Origin of the sequence: Vibrio hannami (genome assembly GCF_029589055.1) — a bacterium.
Lineage (GTDB): Bacteria > Pseudomonadota > Gammaproteobacteria > Enterobacterales > Vibrionaceae > Vibrio > Vibrio hannami.
Genome location: NZ_JARQZP010000003.1, coordinates 1,963,588 through 1,981,889, shown reverse-complemented (window position 1 = coordinate 1,981,889; position 18,302 = coordinate 1,963,588). Strand labels below are relative to the sequence as shown.

At 43.7% G+C, this 18,302-nt stretch carries 18 protein-coding genes; 12 read left to right on the top strand and 6 right to left on the bottom strand.

Annotated elements, in window-relative coordinates:
- Positions 1–8: 8 nt before the first annotated feature.
- Complete coding sequence (locus P7F88_RS10655; RefSeq protein WP_277824460.1) at positions 9–986, bottom strand: TRAP transporter substrate-binding protein; 978 nt, start codon at positions 984–986, stop codon at positions 9–11.
- Positions 987–1,216: 230 nt separating this feature from the next.
- On the opposite strand from P7F88_RS10655, the gene P7F88_RS10650 reads away from it, so the two are divergent.
- The 5 genes from P7F88_RS10650 to P7F88_RS10630 all read left to right on the top strand — a co-directional run bounded on the left by P7F88_RS10650 (position 1,217) and on the right by P7F88_RS10630 (position 5,788).
- A complete protein-coding gene (locus P7F88_RS10650) occupies positions 1,217–2,176 on the top strand; it encodes a C-terminal binding protein (RefSeq protein WP_277824459.1) in 960 nt (319 codons plus the stop codon).
- A gap of 38 nt (positions 2,177–2,214) precedes the next feature.
- Positions 2,215–2,871, top strand: coding sequence for an RraA family protein (locus tag P7F88_RS10645; protein WP_277824457.1), 657 nt, complete (start codon positions 2,215–2,217; stop codon positions 2,869–2,871).
- Between the two features lie 65 nt (positions 2,872–2,936).
- Positions 2,937–3,869 (top strand): sugar kinase, encoded by a 933-nt coding sequence (locus P7F88_RS10640; RefSeq protein WP_277824455.1) that lies wholly within the window; start codon positions 2,937–2,939, stop codon positions 3,867–3,869.
- On the top strand, positions 3,869–4,498 hold the full coding sequence (locus tag P7F88_RS10635) for a bifunctional 4-hydroxy-2-oxoglutarate aldolase/2-dehydro-3-deoxy-phosphogluconate aldolase (protein ID WP_277824453.1): 630 nt from the start codon (positions 3,869–3,871) through the stop codon (positions 4,496–4,498). Before P7F88_RS10640 ends, P7F88_RS10635 begins: the two co-directional genes overlap by 1 nt.
- 93 nt (positions 4,499–4,591) lie before the next feature.
- Complete coding sequence (locus P7F88_RS10630) at positions 4,592–5,788, top strand: L-dopachrome tautomerase-related protein (protein WP_277824451.1); 1,197 nt, start codon at positions 4,592–4,594, stop codon at positions 5,786–5,788.
- 80 nt (positions 5,789–5,868) lie between these two features.
- Here P7F88_RS10630 and P7F88_RS10625 read toward each other — a convergent pair whose 3' ends face one another.
- A complete protein-coding gene (locus P7F88_RS10625; RefSeq protein WP_277824449.1) occupies positions 5,869–6,309 on the bottom strand; it encodes an EF-hand domain-containing protein in 441 nt (146 codons plus the stop codon).
- Positions 6,310–6,681: 372 nt separating this feature from the next.
- Here P7F88_RS10625 and P7F88_RS10620 point away from each other — a divergent pair, with 372 nt between their 5' ends.
- Positions 6,682–7,122 (top strand): ankyrin repeat domain-containing protein, encoded by a 441-nt coding sequence (locus P7F88_RS10620; protein ID WP_277824447.1) that lies wholly within the window; start codon positions 6,682–6,684, stop codon positions 7,120–7,122.
- 20 nt (positions 7,123–7,142) lie between these two features.
- Here P7F88_RS10620 and P7F88_RS10615 read toward each other — a convergent pair whose 3' ends face one another.
- Positions 7,143–7,592 (bottom strand): hypothetical protein, encoded by a 450-nt coding sequence (locus P7F88_RS10615; protein WP_277824445.1) that lies wholly within the window; start codon positions 7,590–7,592, stop codon positions 7,143–7,145.
- Positions 7,593–7,736: 144 nt separating this feature from the next.
- Complete coding sequence (locus P7F88_RS10610) at positions 7,737–8,498, bottom strand: class II glutamine amidotransferase (RefSeq protein WP_277824443.1); 762 nt, start codon at positions 8,496–8,498, stop codon at positions 7,737–7,739.
- A gap of 144 nt (positions 8,499–8,642) precedes the next feature.
- Here P7F88_RS10610 and P7F88_RS10605 point away from each other — a divergent pair, with 144 nt between their 5' ends.
- Both P7F88_RS10605 and P7F88_RS10600 read left to right on the top strand, forming a co-directional pair.
- Positions 8,643–10,388 carry a S8 family serine peptidase gene (locus tag P7F88_RS10605; protein ID WP_277824441.1) on the top strand — a complete coding sequence of 582 codons (1,746 nt, stop codon included), beginning with the start codon at positions 8,643–8,645 and terminating at the stop codon, positions 10,386–10,388.
- Between the two features lie 211 nt (positions 10,389–10,599).
- A complete protein-coding gene (locus tag P7F88_RS10600) occupies positions 10,600–11,406 on the top strand; it encodes a fumarylacetoacetate hydrolase family protein (protein WP_277824439.1) in 807 nt (268 codons plus the stop codon).
- Between the two features lie 22 nt (positions 11,407–11,428).
- On the opposite strand, the gene P7F88_RS10595 is transcribed toward P7F88_RS10600, so the two are convergent.
- Positions 11,429–12,535, bottom strand: coding sequence for a metallophosphoesterase family protein (locus P7F88_RS10595; protein ID WP_277824437.1), 1,107 nt, complete (start codon positions 12,533–12,535; stop codon positions 11,429–11,431).
- Positions 12,532–13,398 (bottom strand): hypothetical protein, encoded by an 867-nt coding sequence (locus P7F88_RS10590; RefSeq protein ID WP_277824435.1) that lies wholly within the window; start codon positions 13,396–13,398, stop codon positions 12,532–12,534. Before P7F88_RS10590 ends, P7F88_RS10595 begins: the two co-directional genes overlap by 4 nt.
- A 151-nt stretch (positions 13,399–13,549) precedes the next feature.
- On the opposite strand from P7F88_RS10590, the gene zntR reads away from it, so the two are divergent.
- The 4 genes from zntR to P7F88_RS10570 all read left to right on the top strand — a co-directional run bounded on the left by zntR (position 13,550) and on the right by P7F88_RS10570 (position 18,275).
- Positions 13,550–13,960, top strand: a complete 411-nt coding sequence (zntR, locus tag P7F88_RS10585; RefSeq protein WP_277824433.1) for a Zn(2+)-responsive transcriptional regulator — start codon at positions 13,550–13,552, stop codon at positions 13,958–13,960.
- A 10-nt stretch (positions 13,961–13,970) separates the two neighbouring features.
- Entirely contained in the window at positions 13,971–15,065 is a 1,095-nt protein-coding gene (locus P7F88_RS10580) for an SO_0444 family Cu/Zn efflux transporter (RefSeq protein ID WP_277824431.1), read from the top strand.
- A 139-nt stretch (positions 15,066–15,204) separates the two neighbouring features.
- The gene (locus P7F88_RS10575; protein WP_277824429.1) at positions 15,205–16,386 is read left to right on the top strand and encodes a sugar ABC transporter substrate-binding protein; all 1,182 of its coding nucleotides are present in this window, start codon (positions 15,205–15,207) and stop codon (positions 16,384–16,386) included.
- A gap of 2 nt (positions 16,387–16,388) precedes the next feature.
- On the top strand, positions 16,389–18,275 hold the full coding sequence (locus P7F88_RS10570; protein ID WP_277824427.1) for a sensor histidine kinase: 1,887 nt from the start codon (positions 16,389–16,391) through the stop codon (positions 18,273–18,275).
- Positions 18,276–18,302: the final 27 nt, after the last annotated feature.

Here is an 18,302-nt window from a genome sequence, read left to right as displayed (position 1 = left end):
GATGGCTGTTACTTGTTTAGTGCTTCAATCAGTTCAGGCTCAACCAGTTTCGTGTATTTCTCACGAATCGGTGCCGTTACTTTCTGGAACTTCGCTACTTCTTCTGGTGTCAAGTTAGTCACAGTTACACCCGCTGCTTTAATAGCAGCTAATTGTTCCTGCTCTTCGCTTGCAATCACCTCCTGCTGGTAGTCAATTGCACGCTCAAGTGCAGAATCGATTAGACCGCGGTCCTTATCAGACAGACCTGCATAGAAATCTGGGTTAGCAAGAACCATGTGCGTAGAGTAAACGTGGCCCGATAGCGTCACACAATTTTGAACTTCGTAGAAACGAGAAGAATAGATGTGGCCTAGTGGGTTTTCCTGTGCATCAACCACACCTTGCTGAAGTGCAGAGTAAACTTCGTTGAATGACATTGGAGTCGGGTTAGCACCCATCTCTTTAAAGGCATCCATATGCGCTTCAACCTGCATAGTACGAATCTTCACACCACTCAGATCAGAAGGTTGCTTGATTGGGCACTTGTTACTGGTGATGTTACGGATGCCGTTTTCCATCCAGCCTAAGCCTTTGATTCCGAACATTTCTACTTTATCAAGTAGCTTGTGACCAAATTCGCCATTCAGCGCTTTCAATGCATCAGCTCGGCTACCAAAAGTGTATGGAAGGCCAGGTACAGAGAAGGCTGGATCCCATCCTGCCATTACTTCAACAACAGGCGCTGTCATATCAACGATGCCGGACTGTACTGCTTCGGTCAGTTCGCGGTCACCACCAACCTGACCATTCGGAAAGATATCAACAGTAATTTCATTGCCAGACTCTTTTTCTACAAGCTCTTTAAACTTCACCCACGCTTTGTGCATGTGGTAGGTGTCAGCCGCTCCATGACCAACACGGATATTCGTCTCAGCAAAGGCTTGTGTACTAATTACGCCTGAAATTGCGATTGAAAGGGCCAGGCATAGGGTACTTTTTTTCATGTTTATGTTCCTTCGTATTACATTTCAGAATTGACATTTCAGTTTGCCTTTACATTCTGACCTGATATTTCACTCATTTTACGTGATCTTGATCTTCTTTTCTAAAAAATGGCGCTTTTTCAACCTGTTTTGGTGACAATTATCACAAAAACTAACATGTCAGCTTGTGAAAACGCCATTTGAAAACTTAAATAGCATCAAAACTAACATGTCAGATTTAGGAAAAGCCCATGAAAAAAGTAGTAGTAATTGAACCTGGATATCTGGATTACAAGGAAGAAGAAAAGGTTCTTAGTTCTCATCAAGCCCAATTCACTTCACTACCAATTGGCACTGCCAAAAGTGAAATCCTAAAAGAGGTAGCTAACGCAGATGCAATTATGGTTCGCGAAGCCATTGTTGATGCCGAAATTCTGGATGCAGCCGAAAACTGTAAAGTGATTGTTCGTTACGGCGTTGGTGTCGACAACATCGACCTTAACTACGCTAAAGAGAAAGGCGTTTACGTTGCGAATGTGCCTGATTACGGTTCAGAAGATGTTGCAGAACACGCCGTTTCACTATTAGTTGCCGCTACTCGCCGTGTAGTTACCCGCGATAAAGATGTTCATGATGGTAAGTGGGGCATCGGCCAGGCAGAACCTATTCCACGTATGGGTGGCAAAATACTTGGTGTTGTTGGTTTTGGCCGTATCGCTCGCTGTTTTGCAGAGAAAGCTTCTGGCCTTGGCTTCCGCACTACTATGGTGTTCGACCCAGCACTTACTGAAGAACAAGCTAAAGAAGTTGGTGTACAAAAAGTTGACCTGGAAACTCTTGTATGCGAATCCGACTTTATCTCTCTGCACGCACCTTTGAATGAACATACTCGTCATATGATCAATGGCGACCTTATCAGCAAGATGAAACCTATGGCCGTACTGGTTAACACCAGCCGTGGCGGACTTGTTGACGAACAGGCGCTTTATGAAGCGCTAAAAGCAAACAAAATTCATGCTGCTGGGATCGATGTATTCGAAACAGAGCCAGTTCCGCAAGACAACCTTCTATTAACGCTACCAAACGCAATCTGTACCGACCACACAGCCTGGTTCACTGAAGAATCTGTTGTTGAACTTCAGCACAAAGGTGCTGTGGAAGTACTGCGCGTCTTTGATGGCGAAAAACCAAACAACTGGGTTAACCAGTAATCACCGAATATTCAATTTATTAAACGAAGGAAATAACCATGTACAGCAAAGAAATCATCGACGGATACCGTGACATCTTCTCAACCGCTTCAATTGCAGATGCCTGTGATCTGCTACTTGGTAAAACAATGTATCTGCCTTTTGATATCAAAAACCGTATCAACGAGAAAAAGATTGTCGGCCCAGCGGTAACAATTGTTGAAGAAGCAACACTTGAGAAAGTACCACCACAGCACGCTCTGGATGCTATCGATGAGTCTGAAGAAGGCAGCATCATCGTAATCTCTGGTGACAAAGCACTTGAAACAGTAGCGGTTTGGGGTGGCCTGATGACAGCTGGTGCAGTAGCGAACAAGCATGAAGGTGCGGTTCTTAACGGTGGTATGCGTGATATCGCTGAAATCCGTCGTGACTACGACTTCCCAGTTTATTCAAAAACTATCTCTCCGGGTACAACACTAGGTCGCTTTAAGACTGTAGCTGCGAATAAGCCAGTTCAAATCGGTGAAGCACTAATCCGTCCGGGAGACCTAATCATCGGTGATGTAGATGGTGTGGTTTGTGTACCTCAGGAACACGTAGAAGCGGTACTTCGTGAGTCTCAGTCTATCGACTCACGTGAACTGGAGCAGGCAAAACTGATCATCCAGAGCGGTTCACTACGTGACGGCTTAGCTAAATACGGCCGTATCTAACTTTTCATTGTAGCAGCCGGCTGGTTACCCCTTTTCCAGCTGGCTTTTTTGTAAGAGATAAAAGTATGACTATTGATATTCTTTCGTTTGGTGAGCCACTGTTCGAATTCTCTCAACTTCCGGGTCAGACAGAAGCTGTCTCTTACCTGAGTGGTTTTGGTGGCGATACCTCTAATTTCTCGGTAAGTGCTGCTCGTCAGGGCGCAAATGTTGCCATCCTTGCTCATTTAGGTAGTGATGTATTCGGTGATCAGTTCGTAGACCTGTGGGAAAAAGAAGGCGTAAAAACTGATTTTGTTGTTCGTAATCCGGATGCACCTACTGGTATCTATTTTATTTCTCACGATGAGCGCGGCCATCACTTTACTTTCTATCGCAAAGGTTCTGCTGCTTCTCTTGTGACTCCACAACAAATCCCTCTGGGTGCTATTGCCGAAGCAAAACTGCTTCATACTTCTGCAATTACCCATGCAATTAGCGATTCTTCCAGCGACGCTGTATTTGAAGCGATTGAAATGGCAAAAAGAGAAAACACCATGATCTCTTTTGACACCAACCTTCGTCTTAAACTGTGGCCTCTTTCAAGAGCAAGAGCAGTTATTCACGAAACTATCCATCACGTTGACTTCTGTATGCCTAGCCTAGATGAAGCTCAGCTTCTTACTGGCCTTGAAGATGCAAATGATGTTGCTGATTTCTATCTAGGCCTTGGCGCTAAAACAGTTGTCCTAAAAATGGGCAAAGATGGCGCGATGGTAGCAACCGGTGACAGACGCTTTACTGCAGGAGGTCACAGAGTGGATACCGTTGATGCAACGGGTGCAGGTGACTGCTTCTCAGGGGCATTCCTAAGTCAGGTAGTAAAAGGCGAAACGCTTGAACACGCTCTTGCCTATGCAAACTGCGCAGCAGCCCTGACAACAACGGGTTACGGTGCTGTCGCTCCAATACCAACAACTGAGCAAGTATTGGCATTTAAAGCTGAGGTAAAAGCGTAATGAAGGAAGCTCTAGAGCTACTAGCAAAAACCAAAGTTGTGCCAGTGATTCAGATCGACAGCGTCGAAGATGCCATACCTCTGGCAGAGACCCTGATCAACAACGGACTTCCTATTGCGGAAGTCACCCTTCGCTCACCAGCAGCACTGGAAGCAATCCAGGCGATAAGCCGACGCTTTCCTGAGATGTTACTTATTGCTGGAACAGTAACGAACCCAGAACAAGCGGATCAGGCCATCGAAGCAGGGGCAACCATGGTTGTTTCTCCCGGCTTTAACCCTGAAACCGTTCGTCACTGTGTTGCCCGCGGCATCGACATCATCCCGGGTGTTGCTACTCCAGGTGAAATGGAACAGGCAATGAACTTTGGCTTAACCACACTCAAGTTCTTCCCTGCTGAAGCAAACGGTGGTGTGAAAGCTCTTAAAGCGGTTTCTGGCCCATATAGCCAGCTAACGTTTATGCCAACAGGTGGCATCACTACCTCTAACATCTCCGACTACCTTTCGCTGCCTAGTGTGGCCTGCTGCGGTGGTTCATGGATGGTAGACAAGAAACTGGTAGCGGCACATAAGTGGGACGAGCTCGCGGTATTAATTCGCGAAGCCGTAGATTTAGTTCAAAACTAAACATCCTCGATTTTCTGGCGAGCCCTACTCTCCGGGCTCGCCTCTTTTTTATAGATTTAATAACGCAATACTATCAACAACAAGGAAACAAAGATGAAAGGAAAATATCTATTCACCCTTACACTACTTTCAACTTCTGTCATGGCTGCTTCTGCACCAGCACCCGAGCTAGAAGTTGTCGCAGAGTGGGACTCATTGCCGTACCTGGTAAAGGATAAAGCGACTAAACAGCGCTGGGAAAAAAGCGACATTTATGGCAAGGCTCTGATGCAGGGTGTAAAAGTAGATAAGCAGTCTGAACTCTATGTAACGACAGCACGCTGGGGTGGCCCGGAAATTCCGGCAACACTTTCTCGCCTTAAAAAAGACGGTAGTGAGTATAAGCTGGTTCCTTATCCTTCAGAGAAGATGAATGATATCAATAACCCTAAAGGTTTGAAGGCGGTATTAGGTTTTGAAATCGACCGTAACAACGTGATGTGGATTCTCGACCAGGGTCATGTTGCTGGTCAACCGACTAAGCCCGGTGATGAAAAGCTGGTTCTTTGGGATATCAACAAAAACAAAGAGATTCAGCGTTACGAATTTACCGATAAAGACAGCAGCAGAACGTGCTCATTCCTTAATGATGTAGCGGTAGATAACGATACTGGCTTTGCTTACATCACCGACTCAGGCATCTTCTGCCAACCTCTTGATGGTGGCCTGATTGTTTACGATAGCAACACAAACTCAGCAAGACGCGTGCTTTCAGGAACCAAGTTTACCAACAACGAGAAGAACTTCTTCTTTAACATTAACGGCAAACCAGTTCTTTCTCAGAATGCGATGTTAACCGGTGCTGATGGTATCGCATTGTCTGGTGACAAGAACACCCTATACTGGACGAACCTGACTGGTAATACACTGTACTCGATCGAAACAGCAATTCTTCGCGATTTCAGTCGTTCAGAAGCTGAAATTCAGGCGAGTGTAAAAGAGGTGACTACCCTTCCATCAAATACCGATGGCATGACAGCTGACCGCGACAACAACCTTTATATGACGGGTCTGACGATTAACGGCATTATGAAGCGCGACGCGAAAACCGGCGATGTTACCCGTCTGGTATACGATGACACAATGGTTTGGCCTGATACTCTTGCATGGGGACCAGACAACAACATCTATATTTCGTCAAACAATCTGCATACACACGTAGACGGCAAGATGAACTTTAAAGATCCGAAAACAGCTAACTTCAAAATCTGGAAGCTAGCCGTGAATAAGAAACCTTACTCTGCTGAGTAATCGATAATCCTTAAAAAAAACAATAATTAACTCCACGACTCTCGACGCATTGCCTGGCTATAGGCCAGGCTTTTTTCAGTTCAACGATCCTTTTTGCCCTTGCCTTTGTTCCCGCTACTACTTCCCCTATTACTATTACCACTCCCTTTACTTCCTATATTGCTTTTATTATTGCTGTTCTTTTTCACGCTTTTAGTACTACTTTTTTCCGTCTTTAAAGTCCCGGTTCCATTTCCCGGGTTTGAGTACTTAGCGTGACTTGCCAGCTCACTTTCAGAGATAAAGCCGTCTTTATCTTTGTCAAATGAAGGGAAAGCACTGACACCATCTCGATCGTCGGTTTGCTCATCTTCATCGAGGTTCACAGAGCTTCTATATGCATCGAATTCTTCGGCGCTTATCAAACCATCAGAATCAGTGTCCAGCAAATTGAAGTCTGGCTGTGTTTTGCTTCCATTCGCAAATGATGAACCAAGTGAACCGATAAACAGTATATTAATCAGTATCAGTTTCCCTTTCATAACACTCTACCTATTTCTTAATATTTGTTGTCTTCGTTATTAAAGCGTAGTTAATAGCCGGACACAGTTCCATGCTTTCCAAAACACAGTGGCAAGAATTGTTCAACTTCGGATTCAAATGCACCAACAGACAATAACTGACTAACCCTGATCTTATGTGTTGTTAGCTCAAACCTAATAATACAAAACTCGAGGCTCTTCATGGGTAATGTTTGATTTTCACTAACAGACTGTTTGGTTAAATATGCCTAATCAAACGAGTCGTGATTCTATAAATTGTCTTGATTGAAGACTTTTATTGAGGTGTTAGATGATCAACAAATATATATTCGCTGGTGTAGTAGCTCGTCAAAAAACTAGGAGGAAGTAAAAGTGAAAAAGTACTTAGTTTTTGCAGCTGTCGTTTTTTCTGTTCTGGGATATTCCTACAAAGCGCTATGCAGCGATACAATTCACCTTGCTGCTTATCATGGAAATGAAGCTAAAGTCGTCGAACTACTTAAGCTAAATCCAGATCCTGACGAGCGTGATTCATATGGCGGAACAGCTCTTCATGCAGCAATGTTCCAAGATAATATAAAAATTGTTCAGCTGCTTATCGACGCAGGATACGATGTAAATGCGGTCGGTCCTCGCAATGGCTATACGCCGCTGCATGATGCAGTATGGGCTGACAACCTTCCAGCTCTCAAGCTACTTATTGCTAATGATGGCAACCTATCCATCAAGGGTCTAGATGGCAACACTCCTTTGGAAAAAGCTAAAGACGAAGGGAAAGATGAAATCGTTGAATACTTAACTGGCCTCCAGTAAGAGATCCAGCTATTGGCTTGCTAAGACGCTTTAGCAATTGGTGGGGATTCTTTAGAATCTTCCAGTGAATTCAGAAGTCCAACAAAATGGTTGTTGGACTTCTCACCATACATGGTCTTTTCCAACTCGTTGACCACACTAAAGTAGATCTGCCCCTGAGCAACCAGGTTAGAAGCAGTAAGAAAACTCATCCTGCCAGAAAGGCAAGCTGTCATTAGTTTTCTAAGGGAGCGCGCAAGTATCATTTTCATGTTTGCGCCTAGTTTTGGCGGAGCCTCTTCTAAACCCATAGAGGCAACGACATTTGTCACAGCCTTATAAAGCCTATCGTGTACTTCGCTAGAGAATTGCAGATACAGTTGCTCACACTGCTGACGTTCCACTGGATTTCGGGGAACAATCTTCATCAAAGCTAGAAACTTAGCTACAGAGCTACCTGATACATTCCTGTTTACTTGTCTGGATTCCATTCAGCACTCAGTACAACATTTAAAGAGATACTAGGATTATGAAGCATCTTATTTAATTATCCATCAATAAGATCGATTTTTTGACTATATTTCATAAATTTATAAATAATCTGGCATCAGTATTGTAATTATTTATTAATTTAATTATGCGAGTAAATGCTGGGTTATATTCACCCCTGAAACATGTAGTATGCTTTGTGAAGGGATACTCTCCCAACAACACCTTTTATCCAATGGCTCAGATGCGAATATCAGATTATTGGCCTGACGAGCAACAAAAACCGTTGGCGGCTGGTTGTCGGAGCTATAACGGACAACCCAAAACTCGTCACCATTTGAAATACAGATCGATGCCTTAAACGGATCAGTTATGGGCTTTTCACACATAAGCTCATTAATGTCACTAATTGTTTTCCTAATTGCTTCTATAGGTTCTACTTCTAAACCATTTTGCAGCATTAGCAAAAATATTAGCTCACTATCTGTGGAGCCTTTTTTCAGCAAATATATCGGCTCCGATAACTTCCTTTCCAGCTTAAAGCGAATACTTTCAAAGCCACCTATCTGACCATTATGCAAAAACATCCAGTTGTTATGAATAAAAGGATGGCAGTTTGAACGTGATACCTGCGTTCCTGTAGAGGAACGAACATGTGCCATAAAACGGCGTGATTTAATATGGTGAGTAAGCGCTAGCAGATTTTGATCATTCCATGCTGGCAGAACTTCATGGAACTGCCCTGGAGTATCTCTTTCCGTATACCACCCCAATCCAAATCCATCAGCATTGACTCTTGTAACGGCTTTTCGCGCATCCAGGCTCTGGTTGACTAATGAATGCTCCGGTTCATAGACCAGCTCATCCATATATATCGCTTCTCCCTGGTATGCTAACCAACGACACATAAACTTCTTCCTTGATAATAATCCTGCAATCAATAGAACACATCAAACAGACAAATGTAAAGTGTCGCTTTTCTGAGCCACGCCACCTACTCCTTATCTACTATAATATCAGTACGCCCCACCATGTATATATGGAGCATACTCATGAGCATCATTCGAAATGTTTTTTGCCTGATCCTAACTACTTTATTGTCCGCTTTGGTTTACGCACAAAAACCTAATATTCATATGAACTACATTGTTGTGCTGGATGAAAATGCCGTTCCAGAGAGTGTCGCATCTGAAATAGCGCAAAATGCAGATGGTCACGTCGGGTATGTGTTTAATCACGTTATCAAAGGTTTTTCTATTTCTGTACCTGAAAAAGCGTTAAATGGCATTGAGAATAATCCTAAAGTCTCTCATGTCGAAGAAGACATTGCTGTCACCGCATTTGCACAAGAAATTCCTACCGGTGTTGAACGTATTTATGCAAATTACACAGCGCTCAGAATCGACGGAATTGATAACTACCGGGTAAATGTTGATGTTGCGGTTCTGGACACCGGTATTGATTTTGAGCACCCCGATTTGAATGTGTTACGAGGCGCTAATTGCATGGTTGCTTCTGGCGGACCTCCTTGGGCACGTAAGTACTATTGTGATGAAACTATAAGTGCAGACGATGATCATTATCATGGTACGCACGTAGCCGGAACCATTGGCGCTCTGGATAATGACTTTGGTGTTGTAGGTGTTGCTCCCGGCGCTCGCCTTTGGGCTATAAAAGTGCTTGATTCAACCGGCTCCGGTTCGTTAGCTGGCATTATCGCTGGTATCGACTGGGTTGTGGCTCAAAAAGAAATAGAAGTCATTAATATGAGTTTGGGTGGCGCAGGTGAAAGTGTAGCAATGAACGAAGCCATTCAGTCTGCATACCAACAAGGCGTTTTTGTTGTTGTCGCGGCTGGCAATGAGAGTGACCACAGTATCAACTATACGCCTGCTAACGCACCTTATGCGTTTACCGTATCAGCACTTGCGGACTTTGATGGCTTAGCAGGCGCCAACGGCTCACCAACATGCCGACCAGATGAAGATGACACATTAGCTAATTTCAGTAACAGGGATAACACCGGCAACATCATAAATATCTCAGCGCCAGGTGTGTGTATTAAGTCAACGTATCCTATCGAAAGGGGTGAATATAATACAATTAGTGGTACCTCCATGGCATCCCCACATGTTGCTGGAGCGGCTGCTCTTCTGGCAAGTAACGGCTTAACCCCTAGTGCTATATGGGACACATTAATTGATAACGGTAACTCTGGCTGGGTGGATGACTCCAGTGATGGTATTCAGGAACCTTTGTTGGATATAAATTTGGCGGTATTTGATCCAACTTTAGTTGCCGTTGATGATTCAGGACAAAACTCGCCTCCTAGTGCTGCATTTACGTCTGACTGTACGGAACTAACTTGCAGCTTTGATGCATCAAGTTCCTCCGACAGTGATGGAAGCATAAATTCCTATGAATGGGACTTTGGAGACACTGCAATTGACACAGGCGAGACTGCATCTCATACATTCACAACAGATGGTACTTATACAATCACTCTTACAGTGACAGACAATGAAGGAGCAACTGACCAAACTAGTAGTTCAGTCACCCTAACAAGCAGTGACGATACGACATCCACACTTACCTCTGAGAGTATTAATAACGGCTCAACATGGACCGCTATTGTTTATTACAACGAAGAGCCTAGGCCATTACTTTCCGGTTCATGGTCGGATGGAGGCACGTGTACAGGCCAAACAGAATGTGTGAATAGCGGTATTAGGAAAAACCAGGGCAGTATTGTCTTTACCAGCGATGGCGGACAATCAATTATCGTGAATAAACCATAACTTTGCAGTTCAATAATAACTATCTTCCACCGGGATAACCATTTCCGGTGGAAGTTTCATAGTCGACCAGCCCCATACTTAACCAATCAAGCATACCTAGCCGAAGTAAGCAAAGTGAAATTCATCGATCTATAGGCAATTATCGCTCGTATTACAAGCTTATGTTCTAAACTTCATTGGATTAGATAATTTTTTTGTTGGAGCACATAAAATGAAATGGATGTTTCTATTTGTTGTTTTTTTGGTTTCATTACCAACCCACTCCGCGACTCAAAAATACATTCGCTACATGTTCAATGGCGAACAAAATTATGGAAGCTTAGAAGGCAATATAATCAAACCTATACAAGGTGATATCTTTGGTGATTTTAGCGTCATAGATGACGAGCTAAATATCGACGATGTTGAAGTATTGCTTCCAACAGTACCTGAAAAGGTCTTTGCTGTTGGTATGAACTTCGCGAGCCATCTGTCTTCTCCCTCAAATCAACCTCCCCCATTATTTTTAAAACTACCCTCCTCACTTCTACTTTCCGGGAAAGATCTAACACTACCATTGGATGCCCGAAACGTTCACTTTGAGGGCGAGTTGGTTTTAGTCATTGGCAAAGTGGCAAAAAACATCTCTGAAGCAGAAGCAAAAGAGGTCATTTTTGGTGTCACTGTTGGTAACGACATAACGGAAAGGAGCTGGCAAGGGCAAGACCTTCAATGGATGAGAGCGAAAGCCGCTGACAATTTTGGTCCGATCGCGGCCACTATCACTCGAGGCGTTGACTATGAAAATGTGTTGCTCACAACCAGGCTAAACAACAAGATTGTTCAGCAGGAAAATACCCGAAATATGATTCACAGTACCAGCAAAGTTGTTAGTTATCTCAGCAAATACTTTACCCTGAAACCTGGCGACCTCATATTTATGGGGACTCCCGGTAGAACGCAGGCACTATCTGATGGAGACGTCGTTTCCGTAACCATCGACGGTGTTGATACGGTTGAGAACGTCATTCGTTATTGACGGTATAAGCTGGCATTAAATACTAATGCCAGTTCGCTTCATCTTCCCTGCCCTCGAACACAACGGGTTTGTCAGCACCAATTAACTGACTAATTTTAATCGGGCGGCCAGATTCATCTAGCTCCACCAGCCCTATACCCGAATGATTTAGCAATCGCCTTCCCGACTTTGCCCCAACAGGTTTACGTGGTGTTATTCGCATTTTCCTGCGCCTTGTAAACCAGTTGAGCGGTGAACGCGGGGAGTAAAGCCAACGGTTTAGTTTGTCGAGGGTTCCGAGTAAGGGCTCAGGGAAACTGTTCTTAAGACCACTACTACATATTTGCCAGATTTCCGGGCTATTGTGGCGCCCTCGGAGCTCTATATCGTAGACAAATGAATAGTGCACATCGCCGCTTAACACCACAAAGTGTTGAGGTGTTTTTCGGTGACAAAACACATTTAAGATTCCGTGTGCGGTCCCGGGATGCGCCATCCAGTATTCAGCATCAACTGCAAGTGGATAACCGAAGAAGGTGACCACGCGCTGGATGACTTCAATCAGTTTTACACCAAAAATGGGGGCTGCTGAAACAAGGAGAACAGAGGAGTGTCCGCTTAAGCGTCGTTGTAAATCAGTTAGCGCTTCCCAATCCAGAAGACCGGAAGGCTGAGTCGGTGAAGACTCACTACGCCAGCGTCGCGTGCGTGTATCCAGTACAACCAAAGGTGGCGAGGTATTCCAGTCAAAATCCCATGACTCTAGCTTAATCAGATCGTCCAGTAACTCGCTATACGTTGATTGTTCCAAATCACCTATAGCGTCCTGAATATTGTTCATCAACTGCCTGGAGAAAATCTGTGGATTATTGCCCCATGCCTGATTAATCAGATAAGCAAGTATGCCGTTACCGATCATTCTTCGAGAGAGCGGATGGTTATATACCGTCTCTTCCCAGTGACGATGCAGGTTAAAATCATCGGTAACATCGTGATCATCCATGATCATCGCAACAGGAATATGAGCAAATAGCCTTTGCACATTATCAAGGCCGGAAACAAACTTCTCGATTACCTCTCGCTCCTGTTGATATTTCGCCATTTTGGCATCATCAAGACTTACCGGTGCGTCCAAATTAATCAGTTTCAAGGAGCCGGAGACCATGAAAGCAGGTAACAAGCTAAATACTCGCCCAGTGTTATCAGATGATTTTCCGCCGTCGTACTGGTAAAAACCGGTTTGCGAGCACCACCAAACAACACTCTGAGTAGATTTTCACTCTCATCATTGCTTGGCAAAATATGAGTGCGACCATAATAACTGTCTGAGTGGTTATAAAGCTCTTCACTGGTCATAGACGAGGAACTATCCGTCTCCGTATTCCAGCGCTCTATTGGGAATGAAAGCGTAGTTGATAGCTGATGAATGGCTCTTAGCATAGGACCTGCAACATCGTCGGCATAAATCTGATCGCCAGACATAACCAACATGGATGGCCACTTCTGTTGTAGTTCTGAAGGATTACCGGAAAGCAAACCGGCTAAGTGTTTATCAGCTTCCACCAGTCCATCAGTCCCTTCATAGTGCGGCTTGCGGCATGAGCCATGAAGGAGAGAATTAACCCTCTTAGGAATACAAAATTGTAGTTTCTCTTTACCGGGGTAGAGCAAAGTTGGGACAAGTTGTGTGATATCTTTCCAATCGTGTTCACCGCTGTCAGAAATACGCAATTGCAAAACGTAGCCGATCATCTGGTCGACCGGCAGTTCATCAGATAGAGCAATATTAACCATCTGATACTTAAGATTTGGTGAGAAGTTCAGGCAAAGATTGTTGTCAGAACCAGCTATAAACTCATAGACCTGTTGAGAATCAGATTCAGGCATAAGAGTGAGCCTAATATCCACATCACTACTGGTCGCCAGCCAAAGGGTAATCTCTGTTGTGGAAACACGACGCAAGATTGGACCTGCAAGCACTAGAGGCAGAATTTGATCAGTATTCATAGTCAACGAGTCAAAGCTCCTCTGTTTGGTAACACGCCGGATATGTTATTAAAAATAACATATCTATTAGAGCCAAAGTAAGTCAATATATTCTTGACCCTGTACCGCACTACAAGGTTTATACTTTGCTTAACGCTTTAATTCAGAAGGGTATGGAATGACGTCACTCACCCGAGGTCAGCTCGCCAAACACCTTGGCATTACAACCGAAGCGATTCGTTTCTACGAACAACAAGGATTAGTGAATCCACAACGAGCTACAAACGGCTACCGTAAATATGATAATGAATGTATTGAAAAACTAAGATTCGTTCTCCACGCCAAAGAGCTGGGGCTTTCCTTGAGCGATATTCAGGAGCTTTTGTCGATTCAGATCCAACCTGCGCAACATACCTGTCAGGACGTAAAAAATATTACACAGGCGAAACTGCATGATATTGAACAGAAAATCCTTCAATTACAGCATATGCATAACGCCCTTAAAGTAATTCATGAGCGTTGTTGTGGTGGTACCCACTCTGCTGAAAACTGCACAATCCTCACCGCGCTAGCAGCAACACAATCATAGTAGGCTTATCATGAATATTATCTCAACGTTTTTATCTACATTGCTGGACCTTTGGCTCGATGCTGCTTTTTGGTTGATTATTGGATTAGTCATCGCAGGGTTGTTAAAAAGCTTTCTGAGTAGCAATAATTTAGCTCATCACTTTACGGGGCCGGGTCTTTGGCCAGCGATAAAAGCAGCTATCATGGGGACTCCTCTACCTCTGTGCTCATGTGGTGTTATTCCTGCGGCGATAGGGTTACGCCGCGCTGGTGCGACAAAAAGTTCAACGACAGCTTTTTTAATTTCTACTCCTGAAACCGGTGTGGATTCGATTTCCATCTCATACGCGTTACTTGGGCCATTTATGGCGATTATCCGACCTATCGCTGCCGTTACTACTGCAATCGTTGCAGCGGCATTGGTGTTGTTCATCGATAAAGAGGATGAACCTGAAAAAACAAAAACTGATGCCGCAAAAGAGCAAGGAGCGAGTTCTTGTTGCTCTAGTGGTTGCAGCAATAAAACTTCCGTTCCTAAAGAGAAGAAAGAGCATTGGTGGAAAAAACTTTGGGAAGGACAACGTTACGCTTTTGGTGAACTGATCGAGGACCTGTCGCTCTGGTTAGTAGCTGGGCTGGTAATCTCCGCTTTAGTCGTGACCTTTGTACCATCGGAAGCATTGGCTGAAATCAGCCGGGGTCCATGGGCTATGTTGTTGATGGCAGCTATCGGTGTACCAATGTATATCTGTGCATCAGCATCGACGCCGCTTGCCGCAGGTTTAATGTTGGCAGGAGTATCACCGGGGGCTGTATTGGTTTTTTTACTTGCTGGCCCTGCAACCAATATGGCAACCTTAGGGATTGTGCATAAAGAGCTTGGTTTACGATCACTCATCAGCTATTTAACTGGCGTAGTTGGTGTCGCTATTTTCTTTGGGTATCTAACTAACTTCCTGATTGATAGTTTTTCCATAAACATACAGGCTCAGCTGGCTAGCAGTAACCAACTTCTGCCACCAAGCATTATGTGGATTAGCGGCTTAGTTTTAACCCTGATTATTGCTAATGACTTCTGGAAGAGGCTGCGTCCAAAGACAAAGCAAACGAGCTGTTGTCAATAAAGGGAAATTTGGAGTACTGACAATAGAGAAGATCATACAATCTGAGACACCATAGACAAACTAGCAGGGTTACTGTTTAACAAACTGAGTATTCAACCAATAATAAAGCTATCAAATGGATTTGATGAGGTACCAGCATGTGAAACAGATTCCGCTCTTTTTGTTGATGTTTTGCAACTCCATCTATGCGGGGCAGGAGTTGACTATCTGGCACGACAAATATCAGGCAACCCCGCTATTTGAACAGATCACCAATGATTTTCAGTCAGAAACGGGGATTCAACTCAAAGTTCATTACATGCCAACTAGTGTACTGAAACTAACTGCTTTGAAGAAATCTCACACCAGTACAGCCCCTGATATACTAATCGCACCGTCAGATTTTATCGGCAATAGAAGTGCACTAAGCCTATCTAAAGTGCCAGAAGAGCTGAACAATGAATCTTTACTGCTTGCGAAAGCAAGTGTTACAGATGATGGAAAGCAATTTGGTATACCTCTATTATTCGGAAATCATTTACTCCTCTATTACAACAAACAACTTGTTCCTGAGCCAGCCCGAAATTGGACACAATTGCTTGAACAAAAACCTCTGCTTGAGAGCAAAGGGGCATCCGTCATCAATTGGAAAACAGGAGAGATGTACTGGGTAATCCCATTCCTGACAGCATTTGGAAAAAGCCCTGTTGATGTGGACACTATCCATTTCGATAATAAGGAAATACAGCATGGATTAGAATTATTAAAAAAACAGGCAGAAGTTTTTGGAATAGATTCAGGCTGTGATTACAGTTGTGTATATCAAGACTTTGTTGACGGGAAAGTAGCCTATTCTATAAATGGCGATTGGGCTTATCAGTCATTAAGTACCGAAATGGCAGAAGATTTAGGCGTTTCTTTGATGCCTGAAGTTAATGGTCAACCAATGCACTCTTTCTATTCTTCTATTGCGCTACTTTTTCCCAACCATTCATTAACCAGTAAAAAACAGCAAGCGATTAATGAGTTCATCCAATACATTCGAAATGATGAGAATCAGCTGCTACTCTATCAATACGTAGGAATGATGCCAGCGACTACTGTAGCTTATGACCTGGTAGTTAAACAGCAGGAAGACATACAAAATTTCAGAGTGTTACTGGAGCAACTAAATCGATCGATTCTTATGCCTCCAAACCGAGCAATGTCTGCTGCATGGCAAGGAATGGCGAAAGGCGTTTCTCTTTATATGAGTGGAAAAGTGAGTTCGGAGAAAGCCATACAGCTAATGCAAAAGCATTCTTTAAGAGAACTAAACCGACTGAGTGAAACTACCGAATAGCAATGAATCAGACCTATAAAAAACTGCCTCGTATCAGAGTTCTGCTTATCGTATTTGGTGTCGCAATGGCCATTATTCCGGCCGCAATTATTAGCACACTTTTGATCGCCACGTTGCAGAACGATTTAGAACAAAAGGGGTATGAACTTTCTCAGTTTCAGGCCAACCTTTTGGCAGACAGGGTCTCATCTGAGTTAGAAACGTTAACAGCTAGGCTTTCAGAAGTCGCCGCTGACAGTGACGTGTCTGCAGCAGCCAGAAGTAGTGTCTTTTCAGACGATGCCCTGATGAAGATCGAAAGTGCTCTGTTGGATACTGATCTGGATTCAGGAGCCATTATATTTGATAAAAATAGGCAACTAACCGAAGCAACACCTGTCGAGTGGTTACTGCTAGATGAAGAATTTTTTCACGCTACCGATATACCAAACGCGAGTGAATCAAACGACATTCGATTCGAGTTATTGAGCCTTCCCAATCCTTCCAAGGAATCAGAGCAACTCGAACCAACACTGGTATTCTACATACCGCTCCATTTGCAAACTTTAATAGAGGCACCCGCCAGCACCAACACAGGGACTCTTGCACTACTTCGTCCCGTATCATCTATAGTAAACGCAATTTCCGACAACGCTATAGAAGCTTCTCTTCTATCACTGACATTGAACGATATAAATATTTACAGGAGTAGCGCACTTCCCTCCGGGTTTATTCGTAACGAAAGCACAAGAACGATAAATGAGAAGCTGAAGATCTCGGTAGAAATGGGGGTACCATTTGCTCCAATTAAAAACCAGATAGAACAGTATACTGTCAGGCTGATTTACGGTCTTATTGCTGCACTCATCGTGATATCGGTTATTTCATTTATAGGCATCTGGCGACTGTTGGCACCTTACAGGGAAGTAACTGAAACGGTAGAAAAGTTATCTCAAGGTAATTACCAACAGATTGATATCAAGCCTGTATTTCAAGAGCCAGCTCAGATCATTGATTTGCTCAACGTTCTACAACGCAGAGTTATCCGTGACCAATCAGAACTTGAGCATTTGGTGGAGGAGAGGACTAAGCAGCTTTTGTCCGCAAACATGGAGCTGGAAAATACTCTTGAAGAGGTACGCAATCTACAAGAGCATTTAGTGGAATCAGAAAAAAATGCCCAGCTTGGCAAATTAGTTGCTGGTGTCGCCCACGAAATCAACACCCCTTTAGGTAATTGCATGACCGCAATGTCTGTCCTATCAGAACATATAACCGATTTGGAATCCAAATTTGGGTCAGGAAAGCTTACTAGCGATGAAATGAAACTTCACCTGGAAGCATGCACAACAGCCATTCCTCTCATCGAAAACAACCTGCAGCGAAGTGCCACCTTAGTTAGAACTTTTAAGGAAGTTTCCGTTGAGAATGTCTGTGGAAACAAACGAGAAATCTTCGTCAAGCAATATCTCGAAGAGGTCATCACTACGTTACATTCTGAAATCGTAAAATATCAGGTATCGTTTGAGATAAACGGTGATGAAACCCTAATTATCAATACTGATGCTAGTGCGATTGGGCGAGTGTTCAGTCAGCTAATTCTGAATAGCTTAAAGCACGGTTTTACGGCACAAGACAAACACCATATCACCATTAACTATCGAAAAATCGGTACTCAACTCGAGTTAAGCTACATGGATGATGGTAAGGGAGCGGATGATGAAGCTCTCGAGAATATGTTCAATCCATTCTACACAACAGGCCGCCACTCAGGGCATACAGGTCTTGGGCTACATATTGTATATAACATTGTTTGTCAGAAATTGAACGGCTCTATAAAAGTTACAAGAGTAGGCGAAACAAAAGGCTTACTCTTTAATGTCATTTTCCCTGTTAACAATGAGGTTTGATTAAGTAGATGCTCCGCGACCTCATTG